General features: G+C 73.0%; 24 protein-coding genes and 1 tRNA gene. 12 read left to right on the top strand and 13 right to left on the bottom strand.

Going from position 1 to position 22,063, the window contains the following annotated elements; translation table 11 throughout:
* Nucleotides 1-124 precede the first annotated feature (124 nt).
* Nucleotides 125-196: transfer RNA gene (locus AC069K_RS23120), tRNA-Val, on the top strand.
* A gap of 72 nt (nt 197-268) precedes the next feature.
* On the opposite strand, the gene AC069K_RS23115 is transcribed toward AC069K_RS23120, so the two are convergent.
* Entirely contained in the window at nt 269-832 is a 564-nt protein-coding gene (locus AC069K_RS23115; protein WP_365111447.1) for a histidine phosphatase family protein, read from the bottom strand.
* A gap of 257 nt (nt 833-1,089) precedes the next feature.
* Between AC069K_RS23115 and AC069K_RS23110 the strand changes: the two genes are divergently transcribed.
* Together AC069K_RS23110 and AC069K_RS23105 are read left to right on the top strand one after the other, a co-directional pair.
* Nucleotides 1,090-1,311 (top strand): CbtB domain-containing protein, encoded by a 222-nt coding sequence (locus AC069K_RS23110; protein ID WP_358835660.1) that lies wholly within the window; start codon nt 1,090-1,092, stop codon nt 1,309-1,311.
* Nucleotides 1,312-1,328: 17 nt separating this feature from the next.
* Complete coding sequence (locus AC069K_RS23105) at nt 1,329-2,147, top strand: CbtA family protein (RefSeq protein ID WP_365111450.1); 819 nt, start codon at nt 1,329-1,331, stop codon at nt 2,145-2,147.
* A gap of 111 nt (nt 2,148-2,258) precedes the next feature.
* Here the strand turns inward: AC069K_RS23105 and AC069K_RS23100 are convergent, their stop codons facing one another.
* Together AC069K_RS23100 and AC069K_RS23095 are read right to left on the bottom strand one after the other, a co-directional pair.
* Nucleotides 2,259-2,534, bottom strand: coding sequence for a hypothetical protein (locus tag AC069K_RS23100; RefSeq protein ID WP_365111453.1), 276 nt, complete (start codon nt 2,532-2,534; stop codon nt 2,259-2,261).
* Nucleotides 2,535-2,670: 136 nt separating this feature from the next.
* Nucleotides 2,671-3,114 (bottom strand): RNA-binding S4 domain-containing protein, encoded by a 444-nt coding sequence (locus tag AC069K_RS23095; RefSeq protein ID WP_478619228.1) that lies wholly within the window; start codon nt 3,112-3,114, stop codon nt 2,671-2,673.
* A gap of 67 nt (nt 3,115-3,181) precedes the next feature.
* Here AC069K_RS23095 and AC069K_RS23090 point away from each other — a divergent pair, with 67 nt between their 5' ends.
* Nucleotides 3,182-3,412, top strand: coding sequence for a DUF2277 domain-containing protein (locus AC069K_RS23090; protein ID WP_365111459.1), 231 nt, complete (start codon nt 3,182-3,184; stop codon nt 3,410-3,412).
* On the opposite strand, the gene AC069K_RS23085 is transcribed toward AC069K_RS23090, so the two are convergent.
* From AC069K_RS23085 to AC069K_RS23075, 3 genes are all read right to left on the bottom strand, one after another.
* Nucleotides 3,396-4,037 carry a DedA family protein gene (locus AC069K_RS23085; protein ID WP_358991614.1) on the bottom strand — a complete coding sequence of 214 codons (642 nt, stop codon included), beginning with the start codon at nt 4,035-4,037 and terminating at the stop codon, nt 3,396-3,398. The genes AC069K_RS23090 and AC069K_RS23085 overlap by 17 nt on opposite strands.
* 151 nt (nt 4,038-4,188) lie before the next feature.
* A complete protein-coding gene (locus AC069K_RS23080; protein ID WP_365111462.1) occupies nt 4,189-4,671 on the bottom strand; it encodes a DoxX family protein in 483 nt (160 codons plus the stop codon).
* A 336-nt stretch (nt 4,672-5,007) separates the two neighbouring features.
* Nucleotides 5,008-5,661, bottom strand: coding sequence for an HNH endonuclease family protein (locus AC069K_RS23075; protein WP_365111465.1), 654 nt, complete (start codon nt 5,659-5,661; stop codon nt 5,008-5,010).
* A 256-nt stretch (nt 5,662-5,917) separates the two neighbouring features.
* Between AC069K_RS23075 and AC069K_RS23070 the strand changes: the two genes are divergently transcribed.
* Nucleotides 5,918-6,655: an ABC transporter permease gene (locus AC069K_RS23070; RefSeq protein WP_478619223.1), complete on the top strand. Its 738-nt coding sequence runs from the start codon at nt 5,918-5,920 to the stop codon at nt 6,653-6,655.
* Nucleotides 6,656-7,030: 375 nt separating this feature from the next.
* Nucleotides 7,031-7,612, top strand: coding sequence for a TMEM165/GDT1 family protein (locus AC069K_RS23065; protein ID WP_478619220.1), 582 nt, complete (start codon nt 7,031-7,033; stop codon nt 7,610-7,612).
* Nucleotides 7,613-7,762: 150 nt separating this feature from the next.
* Here the strand turns inward: AC069K_RS23065 and AC069K_RS23060 are convergent, their stop codons facing one another.
* Both AC069K_RS23060 and AC069K_RS23055 read right to left on the bottom strand, forming a co-directional pair.
* Nucleotides 7,763-8,428: an HAD family hydrolase gene (locus AC069K_RS23060; RefSeq protein ID WP_478619217.1), complete on the bottom strand. Its 666-nt coding sequence runs from the start codon at nt 8,426-8,428 to the stop codon at nt 7,763-7,765.
* Between the two features lie 217 nt (nt 8,429-8,645).
* Entirely contained in the window at nt 8,646-9,734 is a 1,089-nt protein-coding gene (locus AC069K_RS23055; protein WP_478619215.1) for a peptidoglycan-binding domain-containing protein, read from the bottom strand.
* 151 nt (nt 9,735-9,885) lie between these two features.
* On the opposite strand from AC069K_RS23055, the gene AC069K_RS23050 reads away from it, so the two are divergent.
* A complete protein-coding gene (locus AC069K_RS23050; protein ID WP_478619212.1) occupies nt 9,886-11,940 on the top strand; it encodes an MDR family MFS transporter in 2,055 nt (684 codons plus the stop codon).
* Between the two features lie 139 nt (nt 11,941-12,079).
* On the opposite strand, the gene AC069K_RS23045 is transcribed toward AC069K_RS23050, so the two are convergent.
* Nucleotides 12,080-12,583: a GNAT family N-acetyltransferase gene (locus AC069K_RS23045; RefSeq protein ID WP_478619209.1), complete on the bottom strand. Its 504-nt coding sequence runs from the start codon at nt 12,581-12,583 to the stop codon at nt 12,080-12,082.
* Between the two features lie 88 nt (nt 12,584-12,671).
* Between AC069K_RS23045 and AC069K_RS23040 the strand changes: the two genes are divergently transcribed.
* The gene (locus AC069K_RS23040) at nt 12,672-13,271 is read left to right on the top strand and encodes a hypothetical protein (protein ID WP_365111485.1); all 600 of its coding nucleotides are present in this window, start codon (nt 12,672-12,674) and stop codon (nt 13,269-13,271) included.
* Nucleotides 13,271-13,870, top strand: a complete 600-nt coding sequence (locus AC069K_RS23035; protein WP_478619206.1) for a hypothetical protein — start codon at nt 13,271-13,273, stop codon at nt 13,868-13,870. Before AC069K_RS23040 ends, AC069K_RS23035 begins: the two co-directional genes overlap by 1 nt.
* A gap of 877 nt (nt 13,871-14,747) precedes the next feature.
* On the opposite strand, the gene AC069K_RS23030 is transcribed toward AC069K_RS23035, so the two are convergent.
* A complete protein-coding gene (locus tag AC069K_RS23030; protein WP_478619203.1) occupies nt 14,748-15,905 on the bottom strand; it encodes a DUF2330 domain-containing protein in 1,158 nt (385 codons plus the stop codon).
* A 264-nt stretch (nt 15,906-16,169) separates the two neighbouring features.
* On the opposite strand from AC069K_RS23030, the gene AC069K_RS23025 reads away from it, so the two are divergent.
* Nucleotides 16,170-18,248, top strand: coding sequence for a bifunctional glycosyltransferase 87/phosphatase PAP2 family protein (locus AC069K_RS23025; RefSeq protein ID WP_478619200.1), 2,079 nt, complete (start codon nt 16,170-16,172; stop codon nt 18,246-18,248).
* Here AC069K_RS23025 and AC069K_RS23020 read toward each other — a convergent pair.
* Both AC069K_RS23020 and AC069K_RS23015 read right to left on the bottom strand, forming a co-directional pair.
* The gene (locus tag AC069K_RS23020; RefSeq protein WP_478619197.1) at nt 18,152-18,853 is read right to left on the bottom strand and encodes a pyridoxamine 5'-phosphate oxidase family protein; all 702 of its coding nucleotides are present in this window, start codon (nt 18,851-18,853) and stop codon (nt 18,152-18,154) included. The genes AC069K_RS23025 and AC069K_RS23020 overlap by 97 nt on opposite strands.
* A 135-nt stretch (nt 18,854-18,988) precedes the next feature.
* On the bottom strand, nt 18,989-19,474 hold the full coding sequence (locus AC069K_RS23015; RefSeq protein WP_478619194.1) for an ATP-binding protein: 486 nt from the start codon (nt 19,472-19,474) through the stop codon (nt 18,989-18,991).
* Between the two features lie 94 nt (nt 19,475-19,568).
* Between AC069K_RS23015 and AC069K_RS23010 the strand changes: the two genes are divergently transcribed.
* Both AC069K_RS23010 and AC069K_RS23005 read left to right on the top strand, forming a co-directional pair.
* A complete protein-coding gene (locus AC069K_RS23010; protein WP_478619191.1) occupies nt 19,569-20,396 on the top strand; it encodes a helix-turn-helix domain-containing protein in 828 nt (275 codons plus the stop codon).
* Complete coding sequence (locus AC069K_RS23005; RefSeq protein WP_478619188.1) at nt 20,377-20,643, top strand: DUF397 domain-containing protein; 267 nt, start codon at nt 20,377-20,379, stop codon at nt 20,641-20,643. Before AC069K_RS23010 ends, AC069K_RS23005 begins: the two co-directional genes overlap by 20 nt.
* Here the strand turns inward: AC069K_RS23005 and AC069K_RS23000 are convergent.
* Entirely contained in the window at nt 20,633-21,874 is a 1,242-nt protein-coding gene (locus AC069K_RS23000; RefSeq protein WP_478619415.1) for a cytochrome P450, read from the bottom strand. The two genes, AC069K_RS23005 and AC069K_RS23000, sit on opposite strands and share 11 nt — an antisense overlap.
* Between the last annotated feature and the right edge of the window lie 189 nt (nt 21,875-22,063).

Raw genomic sequence — 22,063 nt, 5'->3', positions numbered from 1 at the left:
GCCGATTAGTTCGCACCGCCCGCAGCGGCCCCCACCACCGCCCCCGCCCGCCCCGCGGCCGCGAACGGGTTTGCGGCCCCGCCCGGGGGGCCATGTACGCTGTTCCCTCATCCACGGATGCCACGGGCGTGTAGCTCAGGGGTAGAGCGCTGCTCTTACAAAGCAGATGTCGGCGGTTCGAAACCGTCCATGCCCACCCAAAACCGAAGGCCCCCGCCGACCACGGCGGGGGCCTTCGGCGTGCCCGGCGCCCCCCGAGGACCGGCTCTCAGCCGCCCGCCGGGCGCCCGCACCGCAGGTTCCAGCGGCCCGAGCGGCCCGAGAGTTCGGTCAGGGTCAGCGGGGCCACGTCCAGCCGCCAGAACGAGGCGGGGGGCAGGACCAGGGCGTGGGTGACGGCCGCGCGGACCACCGCCGGGGAGGCGACCGCGAGGACGCGCCCGCCCGCCGCGGGCAGCGTGTCCAGCCACGCGCCCACGCGCGCGACCAGCGCGAGCAGGCTCTCCCCGCCGTGCGGCGCCGCCGCCGGATCGGTGAGCCAGGCCCGTACCCCCGTCGGCTCCTCGGCGCTCAGCTCGTCGAGGCGCCGCCCCCGCCAGGTGCCCAGGTCCCAGTCGGCCAGGGCCGGTTCGTCGCCGGTGGGCAGGCCGTCCGCCAACACGTAGCGGGAGGAGGGCGGTTTCAGCCGGCGGGCCGGCACCGGCAGCGCCGCCACCGCGTCCTTGACCCGGCGCAGCGCGTCCTCGTCCGGACAGGCCGCGTCGTCGCCGACTCTCGCCTCGCGCGCGTAGCGGTCGGCCGGGGGTGAGATCAACATCACGCGTACGGTCATGGGACAAGCAGAGCACGGCCGTTCAGGCACGCGGCGCGGGGGCCGCGCCCCCGCGCGCCGTAGCGGCGCGGTCCGCCACGCGGTACGGTCTCGTCGACATAAAGACGGTGTGAAGGAAGCCCGGTGAGATTCCGGCACGGTCGCGCCACTGTGAACCCGGCCGGCCCCCAACAGGGGGCGCGGACGGGGAAGTCAGACCCACCACCGTCGACAAAGGCACCAATGACCGGGACGCGTGTTCCCCAGGAGGTTCTGCCGTGGCTCTCTCCGCCCCTGCGCCCAGCGCCGAAGCAACGCCGGCCATCACCCCCATCTCGCTCAAGGCCATCGCTCCCTGGGCCCTCTTCTTCGGCATCCTGATGCTGGTGCTGCTCTACTTCGTCGGCTCCGAGCAGGGCGCCACCAGCGTCTTCTCCGGCGAGAACGTCCACGAGTGGCTGCACGACGGACGCCACCTGCTCGGCTTCCCCTGCCACTGAGACCAGGGGAACCACACGTGAACTCCCTGTCCGTCAGAGCCCTGCTGGTGCGGGGCATGATCGCCGGACTCGCGGCGGGCGCCCTGGCGCTCGTCGTGGCGTACCTCCTGGGTGAGCCCCGGGTGGACGCGGCGATCGACTTCGAGGAGGCGCACGCCCACGAGCACGGCGAAGAGGTGTTCAGCCGCACCCTCCAGGCCACCGGCGGCCTCGCCACCGGTGTGCTCGTGTTCGGCGTGGCCATCGGCGGTATCGCCGCGCTCGCGTTCTGCGTCGCGCTCGGCCGTATCGGCCGGTTCGGTCCGCGCGCCACGGCGGCGTTCGTCTCGCTCGGGGCCCTCCTGACCGTCTACGTCGTCCCGTTCCTGAAGTACCCGGCGAACCCGCCGTCCGTCGGCGACCCCGACACCATCGGCAAACGCACCGCCCTGTACTTCCTGATGATCGCCCTGAGCGTGCTGCTCGCCGTCGCCGCCGTACTCCTCGGCAGACGGCTCGCGCCGCGCCTGGGCAACTGGAACGCCACCGTCGCCGCCTCGGCCGCCTTCCTCGTCGCCGTGGGGCTCGCGTACGCGTTCCTGCCCGCCGTCAACGAGGTGCCCAAGGACTTCCCGGCGATGCTGCTGTGGAAGTTCCGCCTGGCCGCGCTCGCCATCCAGGCCACCTTGTGGACCGGCTTCGGACTGGTCTTCGGCCACCTCGCCGAACGGCTCCTGGTGCCCGGGCCCGCCCGGGCCGAACGCGGGGGCACGGGCACACCGGCCGACACCGCCGAAAGCGTCCAGGGCGTCCCGAGCGTCCAGGGCGTCGACGGCAAGGCCGCGCCCGCCCACTGACCGGCGCCGTATGCGCGAGGGCCCCGGACCGTCAGCGGTCCGGGGCCCTCGCGCGCGTGGATCGTGCCCGGGCGCCCGCCGCGCTGGGCGGCGGCGCCCGGTGGCGCTCGGTCAGTCGGGGCGGCGCGCGGAGAACAGACGGATGTGCCGCTCTCTGCGGTATCGCCGCTCCCACCGGGCCATCTGGTCCCGGCGGGCGCGATAGGTCCGGTAGTCCGTGTCGGTGCCGCGGCCGGCTCCGGACGAGCCGCCGGACGGTGCCGTGGAGCGGCCACGGCGCCGGGCGCTGAAGAGTACGGCCACCACGGCGACGCAGACCACCACGCCGCCGGGACTGAAGCCGAAGCCGTACAGGACCAGCGCCAGGACGAGAAGCAACAGGATCATGGCGTGTTCCTCTGGGGACGGATCGGGGGCTCCCCTGGCCCCCGGCGCCCTCCAAGCTACTCCGCGGCGGCGGGAGTTGGCCTGCGCGTTATGTACGAGCCGGCGCCCCGCGAATCCCTGTGACCTCCGCGAACCCCTACAGCCCCCGCAGCCGCTCCATCTCCCGGCGGTCCCGCTTGGTCGGGCGGCCCATGCCCCGGTCGCGGACGCCGGCGGCCAGCACGTCCGCGCGGGCGGGCGGCGGCGGGCTGTTGTCGACGTAGGTCTCGGCCGCGACGGCCGCGCCCACCCGCTTGCGGATGACCTTGGCGACCACGACGATCCGCTCCCGCCCGTCGAGGCGCAGCCGCACCTCGTCACCCGGCTTCACGGTGTGCGCGGGCTTGACGCGCTCGCCGTTGAGCTGGACGTGCCCGGCCCGGCAGGCCGTCGCCGCCTGGGAACGCGTCTTGGTGAGCCGGACCGACCAGATCCAGCTGTCGATGCGCACGGGCTCCGTGGGCCCTACCGGTGCCGGCGCCACCGCCGGTGTGCCCGGCGCCCCGGCCCGCTCTGCCTTCGCCTCGTCTGCTGCCGCCATGCCTGTGACTCTACCGAGGCCGTTGTCCACCGAGACCGTTGTCAGTGGTACCCGTCACACTTGAGGCATGTGCAGAAGCATCAAGACACTCAGGCCGCCGGCCCTCCCCGAGGAGGCCACCGATGACGAGATCCGCGCGGCGGCTCTCCAGTACGTGCGCAAGGTGTCCGGCTTCCGGGCGCCGGCCGCCCACAACCAGGAGGTCTTCGACCGGGCGGTGGACGCGATAGCGCGGGCCACGGCCGAGCTGCTGGAGGGCCTGGAGATCCGGGGAGTGCCGGTCAGGACGCCGGCGTAGGCGCGCCCGCGGGCGCGGGGCGGCGCATGACGTAGGCGGCGAGGGAGCCCGCGGCGAACAGGGCGAGGACGGAGATGCCCGTGCCCAGCCAGGTCGCGCCGAGCCAGCGCCCGCCGAAGTAGCCGAGGCCGACGCTGTATCCGGCCCAGGCCACCCCGGCGAGGGCGGACCACGGCAGGAACTCCTTGGGGGTGCGGTGCGCCGCGCCCGCGCCGAGCGAGACGACGGACCGGCCCGCCGGGGCGAACCGGGCGATGACGACGAGCGCGCCGCCGCCCCGGCTCAGGGCGGCGCCGAGACGTTCCTGTGCGCGGGTCAGCCGGCGGGAGCGGGCGATGGCGCGGTCCAGCCGCGCCCCGCCGCGCCAGGCGAGGCGATACGCGACGAGGTCGCCGAGCACGGAGGCCGCGGCGGCGCAGGCGGCGAGGAGCAGCAGGTCGGGGACGTCGCGTATGGCGTGCGGGGCGCCCGCGGCGGTGGTCGACCCGGCCGCCGCCGAGGTCGCGGCGGTGATCACCAGGACCCCGCTGGGCAGGACGGGGAGGAACACGTCGAGGAGGACGGAGACAGTCACCACGGCATAAATCCATGGGCTGCCGGTCAGCAACCCCACACTCTCCAGCACCACGACCCCCGAACGGAATGCGTCCCGCTGCCGCTGTCCGCGGCCGGGTCGCTGTACAGCCGTACAGCGTACGCCTGGGGCGCGTGGGGATTCCGTTCGGGGGTGGGAAGCGGCCGGCGGGCCGGTGGACGGCCGCGCGGGTGCCGGTGCGTCAGCGGGCGGTGCCCGCAGGGGCCGCGGCGGCGGTGGCGTTCGGCGCGCCGGCGGTGGCGCGGCCGCGGCGCAGCCCGTCGAGGGCGAGCGCGCCGGGGCCGGTGAAGACGAGCAGCAGGAAGGCCCAGGCGTACATCGCGGACGCCTCGCCGCCGTTCTGGAGCGGGAGCAGCGCGCTGGACTGGTGTACGTCGAAGTAGGCGTACGCCATGGAGCCCGAGGAGAGGAAGGCGGCCGGGCGGGTGAGGAATCCGGCCATGATCAGCACACCGCCGACGAGCTGGATGACGGCCGCGTACCAGTTGGGCCAGGCGCCGGTCGCGACGGTGCCGCCGGTCCCGGCCGCGCCGCCGAACCAGCCGAAGAGCGAGGCGGCGCCGTGGCAGGCGAAGAGGAAGCCGGTGACGATGCGGAAGAGGCCCAGGACGTAGGGCTTGGCGCGCTCGACGGGCAGCGCGGGGACGAGGGTGGGGGAAGCCATGGGGGACGGGCTCCTTCGGTGTGGGGGACGGGGCCGTGGAGCCATCAGGTTAGGTAGACCTGACTAGTGCTTGCAAGTTCAAGTTTAAGTAGATGACTCAATTCCGGTTGATGTTGGCCGGAATTCATCTTTACGGGGGCCCTACGGGACATGTGGCAAACACGCCGGGGCGCGGGGTCACGGGGCTTCGCGGTCACGGGGGTGGTCCGGTGGCGGCGCGGGGTCCGCACATGCCGCCGCCCTCCCCGGCGCCGTGGTGGACGCCGGGGAGGGCGGGGGAGGAGGTGCGGTGCGGGAGGCCCGGTGCGGGGATCCGCCGGTCCGGGCCGCGGGCTGTCAGCAGCCGTTGAGCACGGACTGGAGCGCGGACTTCTCGGCGGAGTCGACGGTCAGGTTGTAGTAGTGCTTCACGTCCACCCACATCCGGGCGTACGTGCAGCGGTACGCCGTGCGCGAGGGAAGCCACTCGGCCGGGTCCTTGTCGCCCTTCGCCTGGTTGACGTTGTCGGTGACGGCGATCAGCTGCGGCCGGGTCAGGTCGTTGGCGAAGCCCTGGCGCTGCGCGGTCGTCCAGGAGCTCGCGCCCGAGCGCCAGGCCTCGGCGAGCGGGACGACGTGGTCGATGTCGAGGTCGGCGGCGGCCGTCCAGGTGGCGCCGTCGTATTCGGAGTACCAACTGCCGCCGGTCGCCGCGCAGCTGGAGTCCGTGGTGACGTTGCTGCCGTCGCGTTTGAGGACGACCTCACGGGTGTTGCAGGTGCCGGACTGGGTGATCCAGTGCGGGAACTTGGAGCGGCTGTAGCCGTCCGACGAGCCCTCGGCGGTGGCGGGCATGGCGGCGAGATAGCCGCGCGCGGTCGCGGCGCTGACCGGGGCGGGGGGCGCGGCCTGGGCGCCGGGGGCGGCGAGCAGGCCCGCCGTGGCGAGCAGGGCGGCGGAGGCGGTGAGCGCGGAGACCCTGGCGGCGTGACGCGCGTAGACACCTGACATGCGAACTCCCTTGACGTGGGGGGACCTTGGCCGGGCGCGGGGGTGCGCGGCCCGGTCATCGTGGCGGCACCGGGTTTCGGCCAGGTGGGCGCCAGGTAACAGAGTGACGACATGGGCACGTCACATCAAGGGCCGCGGCGCTTCCCGCCCTCCTTGATCACCCTTGTCCCGCAAGGGAACTGACGCCCTGTATGCCGGGTTGCGCCACCCGGTGCGGAGGCCTTTCCCGGCCCCTTCCCCGGCGTACGGTGGGCGCGTGCTGCTGCCCGTGAATGTCACGCTCGGGGTCGTTCTCGCCGTACTGCTCCTGGTCGCTGCCGGTGTCGCCGGACTGGCGCGGCTGGGCCGGGCGCGGGAGATCCTGGTCGCGGGGGTGCGGGCGGCCGTCCAGCTCGCGGCGGTGGCGAGCGCGATCCGCTGGGTGGTCGGCTCCGTGCCGCTGCTGCTCTGCTTCCTGCTGCTGATGTACGCGGTGGCGGCGCGTACGGCAGGGCGGCGGCTGACGCCCAACACCACCTGGCGGTGGGCCGCGCTGCCGACCGCCGCCGGGGTGGCACCCGTGGTCGGCGCGCTCCTGCTCACCGGGCTCGTCCCCGTCAGGGGCATCGCGCTCATCCCCGTCACCGGCATCCTCATCGGCGGCGCGCTCACCGCGACGGTCCTGGGCGGGCGGCGCGCGCTGGACGAGCTGACCGTGCGGCGCGGGGAGGTGGAGGCGGGGATGGCGCTCGGCCTCCCCGACCGGGACGCCCGCCTCGAGGTGGCCCGGCCCGCCGCATCGGACGCGCTGCTGCCCGGGCTCGACCAGACGCGGACCGTGGGGCTGGTCACGCTGCCCGGCGCGTTCGTCGGCATGCTGCTCGGCGGGGCGTCGCCGGTGCAGGCGGGCGCGGTGCAGCTGTTCGTACTGGTCGCGCTGATGGCGGTGCAGGCGGTGGCGGTCTCGGTGGTGCTGGAGCTGGTGGCGCGGGGGAGGGTGCACCGGGAGGGGTGACGCGGCGGGCGCGGCGCGAGGCGCGCGGCGCGAGGCGCGCGGTGCGGGGGGCGCGGTGCGGCGGGCGCGGTGCGTCCGGATGGTGGGAGGGGACCTTGGTCCCTGCCGGGTGCGGGCCGGGGTCACGTATCCTGGACGAGCAGAAGGGGAGTAGCTCTTCGCCGGACCGTCGACATACTGCTGGAACCTCCCCAGGGAGCGACCGGCCGGCGCCCGGAGGCAGGCCCGCGAGGGTCCGCCAGCGAGACCTTCGGCCGCAGTGTCCATGTCCGTGATTGCTTCATGGCGCTGCCGTGCCGAAGCGACCCCGGATTCCCTTTCGCGAAACGCTCTCGGTACGGCCGCGCCGCGCCCGACCGATTGAGGAACTTCTCCGTGTTCAGCTTCACCGTCCTGGCGATCACCTTCGGTGTGGTCTTCCTCGCCGAGCTTCCCGACAAGACCGCGCTCGCGGGTCTGATGCTCGGCACCCGCTACAAGGCGTCGTACGTGTTCGTCGGCGTCGCGGCGGCCTTCCTGCTGCACGTGGCGCTCGCCATCGCGGCGGGCAGCGTGCTGACCCTGCTGCCGCACCGGCTGCTCCAGGCCATCGTGGTTGTCCTCTTCCTCGCGGGCGCGGCGATGCTGCTCTTCAAGAAGGACGAGGAGGAGGACGGGGTGAGGGCTCCGGCCGACCAGTCGTTCTGGAAGGTGTCCGGGGCGGGGTTCATGCTGATCCTGGTCGCCGAGTTCGGGGACCTGACGCAGATCATGACGGCGAACCTGGCCGCCCGGTACGACAGCCCGCTGTCGGTGGGGCTGGGCGCGGTGCTGGCGCTGTGGGCGGTCGCGGGGCTCGGGATCGTGGGCGGGCGCACGCTGATGAAGTACGTACCGCTGCGGCTGATCACGAAGGTGGCGGCGGCGCTGATGGCCGCGCTGGCGGGGTTCAGCCTGTTCGAGGCGGTCACTGGCTGACGGGCGCGTGTCCCTGGGGGGCCGGGGCCGGGGGGCCGGGCGGGTGGTTTTTGGCCGCGGGCCGTGGTGGCTGGTCGCGCAGTTCCCCGCGCCCCTGGGGGTGCCGCCCCCCGGGGGCGTCCTTGCGGGACGGCCCCTCCGGGGCGCCGGCTACGGCGTGATCGTGAGGGTGAGCTCCCCTGTACGGGTCTGCGTCACAGTGACGTGCTTCAGGTCCGGGACGTGCGTCGTCGGGTGGTGGGCCGCCGCCCGGGGGCCCACGCCCACGACCCGCATGCCCGCCGCGAGGCCCGCCTCGATACCCGCCTGCGAGTCCTCGAAGACGACGCAGTCCGCCGGGTCGAAGCCCAGCTCGGCGGCGCCCTTGAGGAAGCCCTCCGGGTCCGGCTTGCTCGCGCCGACGTGCTCGGCCGTGACGCGTACGGCCGGCACCGGCAGTCCGGCCGCGCCCATCCGGGCCTGGGCCAGCGGCTCGTTCGCCGAGGTCACCAGGGCGTGCGGGAGCCCGGCCAGGGAGGCCATGAAGGCGGGGGCGCCCGGGACAGGGACGACGCCGTCGGTGTCGGCCGTCTCCTCGGCGAGCATCACGCGGTTGTCCGCGAGGTTCTGCTCCATCGGGCGGTCGGGGAGGAGGACCGCCATCGTGGCGTAGCCCTGGCGGCCGTGGACGACCTTCATCGCCTCCTCGGGGTCCAGCCCGTGCTCCACGGCCCAGCGGCGCCAGCAGCGCTCGACGACGGCGTCGGAGTTGACGAGCGTGCCGTCCATGTCGAGGAGGAGGGCGCGGGCGGTGAGGGTGGTGGGCGTGGCCGTCATCGGCGGACTCCTGGGTGCGGGAGCGGAGACAAGTGGCTCCGCCCGCCGGTCAGGGAATACGGGCGGAACCACTTTGTTCCATCACGATACAAAACAAAGGGCGGAATGGTCCAACCGGGAGGCGTGGGGGCGTGGGGATGTGGGGGCGTGCGGGGGTGCCCGGGGGCGGCGTCCGGGGCCCGTGCCCGGTGCCCGGGGGCGGGTGCCTTGTGGCCGCCTAGGAGGTCTGCGCCTCCAGGGCCCTGCGGGTCTCCGGGCCGTAGACGCCCGGGGGGTCGCTCTGGAGGCCCATGTACGACTGGTACGTCCGCACCGCGTTCTCCGTCTTGGAGTTGAAGCGGCCGTCGATCCTCCCGTTGTAGATCGTCAACTGGGCCAGCCGGTCCTGGAGTTCCGCGACCTCGGGGCCGCTGTCGCCACGGCGCAGTACGGGGGCGGTGGCGGGGGGCGGGGCCGGGGCGGTGGTGGTGGTGTCGACGGTGCCGGTGATCTGGGACGGGGTTGTCGCGGCGGGTGCGGCGGGGCGGCGGGGCTGGGTGGGGGTCGGCTGGTGCTTGGCCGTACGGGTGGGGGTGGGGGAGGAGGAGGGCTTGCGGGGGGCGGTGGTGCCGGTGGGGGTGCGGGGGGTGTGGGTGCTGCTCGGTGCGGAGGAGGTGGTGGGGGTGGCTTCTGTGTAGGGGGCGGTGCTGACGGTGGTGGCCGCGCCTGCTTCGTCGCCGTCGCCGTCGCCGTCGCCGCCGCCGAGGAGGGCGTTCGTGGCGAAGGCGGTGGTGGTTATCGCTGCGGCGGCGAGGGTGAGCCAGAGGGGGCGGTTCCGGGTGCGGGTGCGGGTGCGTTTCCGGGTGCCGTTGCCGTTGCCGTTGCCGGTGGTCGGGTGCGGGTTGTGTGTGGCTGGGCGCGCAGTTCCCCGCGCCCCTGGGGACTGGGCGTGGTTCGTCGGGTGCCGGTCGTCGTGGGCTGAGCGCGCAGTTCCCCGCGCCCCTGGGGGGTTGGCGTGGTTCGTCGGGTGTCGGTTGTCGTGGGCTGGGTGCGCAGTTCCCCGCGCCCCTGGGGGGTTGGGGTGATCCGTGTTGGAGGGTGCGGCCGGGGTGTGGTTCGTCGGGTGCGGGTTGTCTGTGGACGGCCGCGCCGTTCCCCGCGCCCCCGGGGGTGTGGCCGGGGGGTGGGTCAGGGGGGTCAGGGTTACGTACGGCCTGATGCGCAGGGGGTCGAAGTCCTGCGGCGGTGCCGGTGCCGGGCACGTGCAGTTCGGGCTGCCCGTGGGCTCGCCGTAGGCGTCGCATTCAGGACATGCGTGTCCCGTCATCTTGGGTCCCCTCCCCTTGAGCTGCCTGCGATTATGCAGGTCCCGGGCGGGGCGTCGGAGGCGGCCCCGGGCTGCCCGGCAGGCCATATTCGGACATTGCTATCAGGATGGAGAGAGGCGGCCCGCGGACGGCGACAGAGAGGGGCGGCCCATGGCTCAGGAAACGGCCCCCACCGCACTCTCCCCGGGAGGCGGGCCCGGCGCCGGGCACGAGCGGCGGACCGTGCTCGTCGCCATCGGCGCGCTGCTCCTCGGCATGCTGCTGGCCGCGCTCGACCAGACCATCGTCTCCACCGCCCTGCCGACCATCGTCAGCGAGCTCGGCGGGATGGAGCACCTGTCGTGGGTCGTCACCGCGTACATGCTCGCCTCCACCGCCGCGACCCCGCTGTGGGGCAAACTCGGTGACCAGTACGGCAGGAAGAAGCTGTTCCAGGCCGCCATCGTGATCTTCCTGGTCGGCTCGGCGCTGTGCGGGATCGCGCAGGACATGGGGCAGTTGATCGCCTTCCGGGCGCTCCAGGGCCTCGGCGGCGGCGGGCTGATGGTGCTGTCCATGGCGATCGTGGGCGACCTCGTCCCGCCCCGCGAACGCGGCCGGTACCAGGGTCTTTTCGGGGCCGTCTTCGGCGCGACCAGCGTCCTCGGCCCGCTGCTCGGCGGGCTCTTCACCCAGCACCTCAGCTGGCGCTGGGTGTTCTACGTCAACCTGCCGGTGGGCGTCGTCGCGCTCCTGGTGATCGCGGCGGTCCTGCACATCCCCGTCCACCGCACCCGCCACACCATCGACTACCTCGGCACCTTCCTGATCGCCTCCGTCGCCACCTGCCTGGTCCTCGTCGCCTCGCTCGGCGGTACCACCTGGGCCTGGGGCTCGGCGCAGATCATCGGGCTCGCGGTGCTCGGGGCGGTGCTGCTCGGCGCGTTCGTCGCCGTCGAGCGCAAAGCCGCGGAGCCTGTCCTTCCGCTGAAGCTGTTCCGTATCCGCACCTTCACGCTCGTCGCCGTCATCAGCTTCGTCATCGGCTTCGCGATGTTCGGCGCGATGACCTATCTGCCGACGTTCCTCCAGGTCGTCCAGGGCGTCACCCCCACCATGTCCGGCGTGCACATGCTGCCGATGGTGTTCGGGCTGCTGCTGACCTCGACCGTGTCCGGCCAGATCGTGTCGCGTACGGGCCGGTGGAAGGTCTTCCCGATCGCCGGCACGGCCATCGTCACCGTCGGCCTGCTCCTGCTGCACCGGCTCACCGAGGCCAGCTCCACGTGGGAGATGAGCCTGTACTTCTTCGTCTTCGGCGCGGGGCTCGGCCTGGTGATGCAGGTGCTCGTCCTGGTCGTCCAGAACGCGGTGGCCTACGCCGACCTGGGCGTCGCCACCTCCGGGGCGACCTTCTTCCGCTCGATCGGCGCCTCCTTCGGCGTGGCGATCTTCGGCACGATCTTCACCAACCGGCTGAACGGCAAACTCGCCGACGCGCTGGCGGGCCGCGAGCTCCCGGCCGGCACGGGGCCCTCGCAGCTCGCCGCCGACCCGCGCACGATCGCCCAACTGCCGCCGCCGTTGCGTCCCCCGGTGCTGCACGCGTATGCGCAGTCGATCACGGATGTCTTCCTCTACGCGGTCCCGGTGACGCTGCTCGCCTTCGCCATCGCCTGGTTCCTGCGCGAGGACAAGCTGCGGGGCGCGGTCACCGCGCCCGACGCCAGCCAGACCGTGGCGTCCAACCCCGTCGAGCGTTCGTCGTACGACGAGTGCGCGCGGGCGCTGTCGGTGCTCGGCACCCGTGAGGGCCGGCGCGCGGTCTACGAGAAGATCACCGCCAGGGCCGGACTCGATCTGCTACCCGCCGCGAGCTGGCTGCTGCTGCGCGTCCAGCGGCACGGCTCCGCCGAACCGGCGGCCCTGGCCGAGCACACGCCCGTACCGCTCACCGTGATCACGGAGGGCGGGCGGCAGTTGGAGGAGCGCGGGTTGGCCCGCCGCGAGGGGAGGCTGCTGGTCGCCACCGAGAGCGGGCGCGCGACCGCCCTGCTGCTCGGCCGGGCCCGCGAGGAGTCCCTGGCGGAGCTGCTCGGCGACTGGTGGGGCCCGGACCGCCCGACCGACCTGGTCAGGCTGGTGGAGGAGCTGACGGCCGAGCTCTCCGGCTCGGACGGGGAGCTGCCGCGGGGGCCGCGGCCGCACCGCGACCACATGCGGTGAGAGGGGTGCCGCATGCGGGGCGCGGGGCGCTTCGTGTGGCGCGCGGGACGCTTGGTGTGGCGCGCGGGCCGATTCGGGCGGTACGCGATGCGCCTTCCCGCTCCGGGCCTCGCCCCTCCCGCGCTCGCCGCTCCCGCGCTCACAACTCCTTGGCGAACCACCGTTCCGCGTACGGGCGTTGGGCGTAGGCATCGATCTCGCGATAGCCGTTGCGCGCGTACAGCGCCCGCGCCTCGACCAGGTCGTGGCGGGTGTCCAGGGCCACGCGGCGCGCGCCCAGCCGGCGCGCGACCGTCTCCAGGGCGGTCAGCAGGGCCGCGCCGCCCCCGGTGCCGCGCAGGTCAGGGCGTACGTAGACGCGGGTCAGCTCGGCGGTGGCCGGGGCGGAGCCGTCGATGACCGGGGCGGTCTCGCAGAGCAGGACCCCGCCGCACGCCCCGGCCACCCCGTCGCGGCGGCCGACCACGAAGTCGCCCAGCGGAGGCCGCAGCCGGTCGGCGCCGTCGTCCGCCAGGCCCTGCTCGATCTCCTCGGCGGTGGCCGGGCGGCCGTACCAGCGGCTGGCCACCTCGTCGTAGTACTCGCGGCGGAGCAGCGCCGCGTCGGGGGAGTCGTACGGCTCGCGGTTCATGATCCAACTCATGGCGTCTGCCTACCCGACGCAGGCACCGTTTGGCCACCGAATTCCAGGCAACCCGGCGGACAAGGACCAACTCACCGGGAAGGCACACATGTCCACGATCGTGATTGTCGTCCTGATCGCGGTGCTCGCCCTCGCCGTGCTCGCCGTCGTCGTCCGGTTCGCGCTGCGCGGGTCGGCGACCGGGGGGCGCGGGCTGCGCAAGCGCTTCGGTCCCGAATACGACCGGGCGGTCGTCCTGCACGACGGGGACCGCCGGGCCGCCGAACGCGAACTCACCGAGCGGCTGAAGCGGCACGGTGCGCTCTCCGAGCGTCCGCTGACGCCCGAGGTCCGCGAGCACTACCTCGCCCGCTGGGCGGGCATCCAGGAGCAGTTCGTCGACTCGCCGCGGCGGGCCGCCGAGGCGGCCGACCAGCTGGTGGCCGCGCTCGCCGAGGAGCGGGGCTTCCCGGCGGCGAAGGCGTACGAGGAGCAGATCGCGGCGCTGTCCGTGCACCACGCCGGGCAGCTCGACGGCTACCGCCGGGTGCACCGCGCGGCGCGGGGCACCGGTGACACCGAGGAGATACGGGAGGCGGTCATCGAGGCCCGCAGCCTGTTCGAGGAGCTACTGACGGCCGGGCCGCGCCACGCCCAGCCGACGCGCCGCCCGGTTCTGCCGCGGCGCCATGCGAAGGGGGCGGTGTGATGCGGCACCACGACGACTCGGCGGCAGCGGGTGCGGGGGCGGTGCCCCGGCCCGAACGGGGCGGCCCGGACGAGGCCGCGGCCCCGGCCGCGCCCCAAGTGGCCCCGGCGGTACGGGCGTCCGACCCGGGGATACGGGATGCCGGCGCGGGTTCCGGTTCGGGTGTGCCGGGGTCCGGTGCGGGGTCCGGTGCGGGTTTGCCGGGGTCCGGTGCGGGTTCCGGTGCGGCGGGTCGGGCTCCGGAGCCGGGGCTGAGCGTCCCCGAGCCGGGCACGGGCGCGTCGGCCTCGGCCACGGCGATGGTGCCGGGCGAGCAGCCCGCGCCGCCTCCGCCGACCGAACTCGCGCCGTCCGCCCTGCTCCCCACGGAGGAGCGCGACAAGTGGGCGCTGCGGCTGCACCGGGCGGTGACGGGGTTCGTCGACGAGCCCCGCAAGTCGGTGGAGGAGGCCGACGCCGTACTGGGCGAGACGGCCGCGCGGATCGCGGAACTCGTGAAGGAACGCCGACGGGATCTGTCCGCGAAGGGCGACACGGAGGAGTTGCGGTTGGCGCTGCGGGAGTGCCGTGAGCTGACGGAGCGGATGCTGGAGCTGTAACCGGGTGGTGCTGAGGCTGCGTCCCGGGCTGCGGTGAACCCCCAGGGGCGCGGCCCCGGCGGACCCCCGGACGAACTCGGACGGTCGCGGTGGCTTGCTCGCGCAGTTCCCCGCGCCCCTGGATGCCCGTGCCTGGGCCGGATTTCCGGCCTCGGGCGGGCGTGTTTGTGTGGACCCTTGGATGTAGTCGGACGGTTGTGGTGGGTTGCTCGCGCAGTTCCCCGCGCCCCTAGGCGGACGAGGCGCGCCCAGCCGTGCCACCCGGCCACCCCGGCTTCGCCCCGGCCTCCTGTTCACCTGCGGGCCGGTGGGTGGCCGCTCGCGCAGTTCCCCGCGCCCCTAGGAGGACGGGGTGCGCCCAGCCGTGCCACCCGGCCACCGCGCGGCTTCGCCCCGGCCTTCTGTTCACCTGCGGGCCGGTGGGTGGCTGGTCGCGCAGTTCCCCGCGCCCCTAGGAGGACGGGGTGCGCCCAGCCGTGCCACCCGGCCACCGCGCGGCTTCGCCCCGGCCTCCTGTTCACCTGCGGGCCGGTGGGTGGCTGGTCGCGCAGTTCCCCGCGCCCCTAAAAGCAGGCACCTCCTGCCTCCCCGGCGAGGCACGGCATTCCAGCCCCTCCGGCGTTTGAGGAGCGGGGTCCGGGGCGGAGCCCCGGGAGGGGCCGCAGGCCCCTTCAGGGGCGCGGGGAACTGCGCGGCCAGCCCCCGCCGGGCCCGCAGACGAAAGCAAACCCCCCAGGGGCGCGGGGAACTGCGCGGCCAGCCCCCGCCGGGCCCGCAGGCGAAGGCAGACCCCCAGGGGCGCGGGGAACTGCGCGGTCGGCACCCGCCGGCCCGCAGGCGAAGGCATCCCCACAAGTCACCGCAACCCCGCCACAGCTCACCCCCGCGGCGGCGGCACCACCACCCGTGCCGGTGGGGTGACCGGGCGGTGGCGGGTGCGGTGTGTGAGCAGCAGCAGTACCGTCGTCACCCCGGCCACCACCCCGCCCCCCACCGAAACCAACCACGCCGGCACACCCCCCACCCGCATCAACCGGTCCCGGTAGATCACCCGTTGGAACGGGGCGTCGTCCGTCGCCCGGACCAGTTCGTGGTCGCCCGTGATCCGCGACGGGCGCTCGAACGTCTGGTTCAGCGCCGTCAGGTAGGGGGTTCCGGTCACGCCCCCGGTCTCCGCCCCCGCCCCGAACCTCCCCAGCGCGGCCGAATCCTCCGGCACCCGTCCCGCATACAGCACCTCCAGCGCCCCGCCCCCGATCGTCGACTCCGGTTGCATCCGGTGCGGCGCGACCACGTACAGCCGCAGTGACTGCGCCGTCTTCGCCAGGCGGGACAGCCGCATCGGGTACACCAGCCGCTCGCTCGCGAACGTCAGCTTCAGGGGGTCGAGCGTGCCCCGCAGGGGGCCGTTCCCGGACGCGGGGGCGAGGCGGACCGCCACGTACTCCCACTTGGCGTCGACGTACGGCCGCAGCTCGGTGGAGAGCGCGGGCGGGAGCCGGAAGCCGTTCGCCGTCAGCCAGTCGCGCAGCGCGTCCGGGTCCGTGGCCGTGAGGCGGGCCACGTCGAAGGGGCCGAGGCGTTCGCGGCCGACCACGCCGACCGGGGGCGCCGCCGCCCTCGGGGCCGCGGCGCCGTCCCCGACCGTGCGGCGGCCGTGGGAGGAGGAGAAGGGCCAGTCGCCGTCCTCCGGCCAGAAGTGGTGGCGGTCCCGGTGCACCGGCGCCACCGCGTGCTCCAGCTCGGAGAAGAGCGCGCGTTCGCCGAGCGTCACCGTCGCCCGGTGCGGCACCGGCATGATCCACGCCGCGTTCGGGGCGTCGCCGTCGACCGTGAGACTCATCACGATCTGCTCGCCGCGTCCGTCCCACCGCACCGCCGACGTCTCCTGACGCACGGCCAGCCGCGTGCCCGGTCCATGGACCATCGCGCCGCACCCGCAGGCGTAGGCGGGTGACACCAGCGAGCCGAGTTGCAGCGCCAGCAACGCCCCCGTGACCAGCCATATCCGCTGTCCCGTGCCTCTGCCGCGCATGCCCCCGCCTTTCGTCCGCCACGCGTCGGCGAGATCGCCGACGCGAGCTACGACGGCGTCGCGGCGAGTCCGGTTCCGGTACGCCGTGGACGCCGGACGACGCGATTCCGGTCAAAACACGGGTGACAGTCAGGCGAAGTGGGGGTTGCCTGAGTCTCTTGAACGGGGTGGTGCGAGGCTCTGAGGGCAGGCCGCCCCACGGCCGAGGGCCGTGCGGCGGACGAACAGCGGGCCAACGACAGACGGTGGGAGGTTCGGCGGGGCGTGGCGAATGCGGAGCACGGCAGACGCGGCAGCACGGTGGACTTGGACGCGGACGCGGCCGACACCCGGGCGGGCATCGCCCGGGTGGTCATGTGGCTCCTGGCGGCCGTTCTCGCGGTACGGCAGATGGCCCACGTCCTGCGGCTCCCACCCGGGGAACGGCTCACCGACCTGGAGACCTGGACGGGCGCCGCCGGAGCCGACGGTGTGCTGCACGTGCGCGGCGACCTGTACGACACCGAGGACTTCACCGGCACCCCCTTCGCCGGGCTCGTCCTCAAACCGCTGACCCACGCGGCGGAACAGGCCCTCGGCGTGGCCTGGACGCTGTCCACTCTCCTCCTGGTCGCCGTGCTCGGCGCCGTGGCCGTCCGCGCGCTGCCGGGGCCGCCGCCGGGGCCGTTGGCGCGCGGCGGCGCGCTGCCGGCCGTGCCCGTCGCCATCAGTCTGCTCATGGTCTCGCTGCCGGTCCGCAACGCCCTCACCACCGGTCAGACCAGCATCATCCCCGTCCTGCTCGTCCTGCTCGGCTGCTTCGCCGTACGGGGGGAGCGCTGTTCCGGGGTGCTCATCGGCGCCGGCGCGGCCCTCCAGCCCACCGTGCTGCTCTTCGTTCCGCTGCTGTGGTTCACCGGCCGCCGGCCCGCGGCCCTGTCCACCACCGCCACCTTCGCCGGCGCGACCGCCCTGGCCTGGGCGTTCATGCCGCACGACTCCTGGACGTACTGGGTGCACCACGTGGCGGGCGCCGGGCTCGGCGCGCGCCCCGACGGCCTCGCCAACCAGTCCCTGCACGGGGCCCTGCTCCGCCTCGGCCTCGAAGGCCCGCTGGAGATAGCCCTGTTCGTCGCCCTCGCCGCCGCCGTGACCGTCGTCGGGCTGCGCCGGGCCGTGCGGTACGCGCGCGACGGCCAGTTACTGCTCGCGGTCGCCCTCACCGGCTGTGTCGCGGTCGCCGTCTCGCCCACGGCCTGGCAGCACCAGCTCCTGTGGGTGCTGCTCGCGATGGTCGGCCGGGCCGGGACCAAGGCGCGCGACCGGCCCGCCTGGCCCGCCGTGGTCGTCCTGGTGATGACGCTCCCGGGCGCGGTGCTGCTGCCCAACGTGGGATTGCTCCAGCCGCTGCGAGAAAACGTTCCGCTGCTGACCGCGCTGGCGGCGGCCTGTCTGGTCCCGTTCCTGCCGCGCACCAGCGAGCACTTCCGTACGCCGGTCCCCACCACGTACGCGCGCCCCCTCCCCGCGCGCTGGGCCCGCGTCCCGCTGCTGCCGTTCTGGCGCCGGGTGCTCAGCCGCCCCAACCTGCTCCTGGAACTCCTCGTCATCCGCGTCGGCTACTCCGCGTACTCCCACATCCGGCTGGAGGCCACCGCGGGGCGGGAGACCGCCCAGGCGCACGGCCGGACCATCGCGGCCATCGAGCGCGCCCTCCACATCGACATCGAGCACTGGGCCAACCACGCGATCCAGCACGTGAAGTGGCTCGGCTCGTTCTTCGACTTCTACTACGAGACGTTCCACTTCATCGTGCCGCTGGCGATCCTCGCCGTGCTGTACGTCCGCCGCCCGGTGGACTACCGCTGGGCCCGCTCGGCCCTCGGCTTCGCCACGCTCCTCGGCCTGCTCGGCTTCTGGTTCTTCCCCCTGGCCCCGCCGCGCCTGATGCCGGGCATGGACTTCATCGACACCGTCCACGGCCCGCAGGACCTGGCGAACCCGGACTACGGGGCGATGACGCAGGTCACCAACCAGTACGCGGCGATGCCCTCGCTGCACTTCGGCTGGTCGCTGTGGTGCGGGATCGTGATCGCGGTGGTCGCCCCCAAGCTGTGGATGAAGGTCCTGGGCCTGCTCCACCCGCTCTTCACGGTCTGCGCGATCGTCGTCACCGCCAACCACTGGGTGCTGGACGCGGTGGGCGGCGCGACGGTCGTCGGCGCGGGCTTCGCCCTGGTGTACGTACTGGCGGGCCCGCGCGGCGTTCAGCTCCCCGAGCCGCCCGGGCCCAGGGCGGCGACATGGGGCGGCAGCGCGATGCCGGCGGGCAGAGCCGGATCGGGCTCCGGCGCGCCGAAGTAGGTCCGCAGCGGCACCACACCCGCCCACAGCCCGAGCTCGCCGTCCGGCCCGTCCCCGTCCTGGGGCGGGCCGGACGCGGTCTTCACGGACGCCTCCTCCAGCGTCAGCGCGAGCAGCGCGGTGGCGGCGAGCTCCTTGCGGCTGGGCTCGCGCGCGTACTCCCACTGCCCCGGCGCGCAGTTCTCGGTCACGATCCGCAGCCCGTGCAGGAGTTCATCGCCGTCCGTGACCGGGCGCGGCACCCCGTAGACCATCGCGCTGCGGTAGTTGACCCCGTGCTCGAAGACCGACCGGGCGAGGACGAGCCCGTCGATGTGCGTCACGGTCACGCACACCGTGCTGTCCGGCGCCTGCACGAGGCTGCGGCTGGCCACGGACCCGTGGACGTAGAGGGTACGGGTGGCGAAGTCCACGCCGTACACCGTGGGAACGGCCATCGGCGTGCCGTCGACCACCACGCCGAGGTGGCAGACGAACCCGGCGCGCAGGATCGCGTCGAGGTCGGCCACCTCCGTGCTGCCCTGCTCCCGCAGCCGCCGGTGCCGGGTCCGCCCGGTCACCGCGAGCTGCCCCGATTGCTGCTGATTCTGCTCCTGGAAGCTCATTCCCCCACCGATTCCGTTGACACGCAGTGCACAGACAACTATTTCAGTCGCCATGCGGGCAATCAAGGGGTGAGGTCATCCCCTGCCTCGTCGGCGCACGAGCGCCGGCGTCGGCGCGAGCTCGCGGGCGCGCGGTCACGGGTGGCGCGGAAGGTGATCCGCGACTACGCGGGCTGAATTTCTGGGCGACGGCCTGTTGACGGGGGAGGTGGCGGGGGCCGGGGCAGCAGCCGGTGCGCTGCCGCACTCGAACCAGACCGTCTTGCCGACCGTGACCTGCCCCGGCGTCACCCCCCACCTGTCGACCACCGCATCGAGGAGTACGAGCCCGCGCCCGAACTCGTCCTCCTCCGACGCGTCGCGAGGGAGCGGAAGCTGCGGATGGCGATCCGACACCTCCACGCGGACGCCGTGCGGGCGGCGTTGGAGCAGCAACTCGCAGTAGCGGTCCGGCACATGCCGCACCACATTGGCGAGCAGCTCCGTCACGGCGAGTTCGACCGCGTCCACGAGGTCGGACATGGCCCAGAGGTCGAGGTGCATACGGACGATCCTGCGGACGTGCCGGGCGGAGTGCGCACCGACCGTCAAGCGCATGCCGTACTGGGAATTGTCGTTCACGGTACGAGCGTCCCGCGCGCTGGCTACTCTCGGCTACGAAACGAATACAACCCGCGCACATGTCAGCGGAGTTGAGCCCGAGGGGGTACCCGCCGTGGTCCACATCAACGTCCTCGACCCGAGCGCGTCGCCGCTCGACTACTACGGATACGAGCTCCGCCGCTACCGCGAGGCGGGCGGGCTCACCCAGAAGCAACTGGGCGCGATCATCGCGTACACCGGCTCGCTCATCGGCCAGATCGAGACAGCGAGAAAGCTGCCGACGGCGGACTTCAGCGAGCGCGCGGACGCGGCGCTCGGCACGGGCGGGTTACTGTCCCGGCTGCTCCCCCTCGTCCTGCGGAGCCAGCTTCCGGCGTGGTTCCAGCAGGTGGCCGAGCTGGAGGCTCGGGCGACCGAGATCTATACGTTCCAGACGCACATGGTGCATGGGCTGCTTCAGACGGAGGGGTACGCGCGGGCGGTGCTGGGCACGGTGGACACCACCAATTTGGATGACCGGACGGCGGTCCGGCTCGCTCGCCAGCGAATCCTGGAGAAGGCCGTGCCCCCGGTGTTGTGGTCGATCCTGAGTGAGGCTGCATTGCACCAGGACATTGGTGGGCGGGCGGTGATGCGGGAGCAACTTGCCCGTCTGTTGGGTTATCAGGGCAACCGGTACGTCAACGTCCAGGTGCTCCCGTACGAGGTCGGAGCGCATGCCGGGCTGCAAGGCTCTTTCACCCTGTTCCGCTTCTCGGATGACCCGGCGATTCTCTACACGGAGGGCTATGGAATGGGGCACCCCACGGCCAATCCAGAGACTGTCAAGGACTGCTCGCTCCGATACGATCATCTCCAGGCAGCCGCCCTGTCCTTGAGGGACTCGGCACAGCTGATCCGGCGGGTGATGGAGGAGCGCTATGGGGAGCAACAACTCTGAGCTGGCCGCCCAGTGGCGTAAGTCGAGCTACAGCGGTGATCAGGGCGGCGAGTGCGTCGAGTGCGCCACCCTCCACGGTGCCGCCTGGCGCAAGTCCTCGCACAGCAGCGACCAGGGTGGCTCCTGCATAGAGGTCGCAGACCTCCCCCACTCCGTCGCCGTCCGCGACTCCAAAGTCCCGGACGGCCCGGTCATCACGCTCTCTCCCGCCGCGTTCGGCGCGTTCGTCAGATCCGTTACGGCGTGACCTGAAGCTCCTTGATGCCGTTCAGCCACGCTGAGCGGAGGCGGCGCGGGTCGCCCGCGAGGGTGAGGTTCGGCAGGGCGTCCGCGATGGCGTTGAAGATCAGGTTGATTTCCAGCACCGCCAGCGACTTGCCGAGGCAGAAGTGGGGGCCTCCGCCGCCGAAGCCGAGGTGGGGGTTGGGGTCGCGGAGGATGTCGAACCGCTCGGGCTCGTCGAAGAGTTCGGGATCGTTGTTGGCGGAGGAGTAGAACAGGCCGACGCGGTCGCCCGCCTTGATCTTCTGGCCGCCGAGTTCGGTGTCCTGGACCGCCGTACGCTGGAAGGACACCACGGGTGTCGCCCAGCGCACGATCTCCTCGGCGGCGGTCTCGGGGCGCTCGCGTTTGTAGAGTTCCCACTGGTCGGGGTGGGTGAGGAACGCGTGCATGCCGTGGCTGATGGCGTTGCGGGTGGTCTCGTTGCCCGCGACCGCCAGCAGGATGACGAAGAAGCCGAACTCGTCGGCGAGCAGGTTGCCCTCGCCCTCGGCGGCGACCAGCGTGGAGACGATGTCCTTGGCCGGGCACTCCTTGCGCGCCGCCGCGAGGTTCATCGCGTAACTGACGATCTCCATGGCGGCTTCGGCGCTGATCTCCTCGGTGAGGGCGTACTCGGGGTCGTCGTAGGCCGCCATCTTGTTGGACCAGTCGAAGATCTTCGTACGGTCTTCCTGCGGTACGCCGATGAGTTCCGCGATCGCCTGGAGCGGCAGCTCGACGGCGATGTTGGTGACGAAGTCGAAGGAGTCGCGGCCCCGGGAGGCGGCGAGGGCCGTGTCGACGATCCGGCGGGCGCGGTCGCGCAGGGCGGATTCCAGCGAGCGGATCGCGCGCGGGGTGAAGCCGCGCTGGACGATCTGGCGGACGCGGGTGTGTTCCGGCGGGTCCATGTTCAGCATGATCAGCCGCTGGGCCTCGATCTGGTCCCGGGTGATGTTCTCGTTGAAGCGGATGATCGCGGTGTTGGTGGTGGAGGAGAACAGCTCCGGGTGGGTGGAGACGTATTTGACGTCGGCGTGCCGGGTCACCACCCAGTAGCCGTCGTCACCGAAGCCGGCGAGACCGTGCGGCTGCGAGCACCAGAAGACCGGGGCGGTCTGCCGCGCCTCGGCGAACTCCGGGTACGGGACGCGGTCCTGGAGCAGGTCGGGGTCGGTGAAGTCGAACCCCTCGGGAAGGCGGGGGCAGCGCATCGGCAGCTCCATCCGGTCGGCACGTTCGGACACGTTCCTGACGACCCATCAGAATTGTCTGAAAGGTAGTAACGGGTTCTACAAGTCGCAAGGGCGCGGGGGGTGTTCGTTCTCGCGCGGGAGCGCGCGCGGTACGTGCACAACCCTTGCGTACCGGGGGTAGCCCTCACCAGACTGCAAGCAGAACTA

Source organism: Streptomyces sp. NPDC043908 (assembly GCF_056435525.1).
The sequence above is the reverse complement of the archived record's forward strand: the minus strand, read 5'-3'. Positions and strand labels throughout refer to the sequence as shown.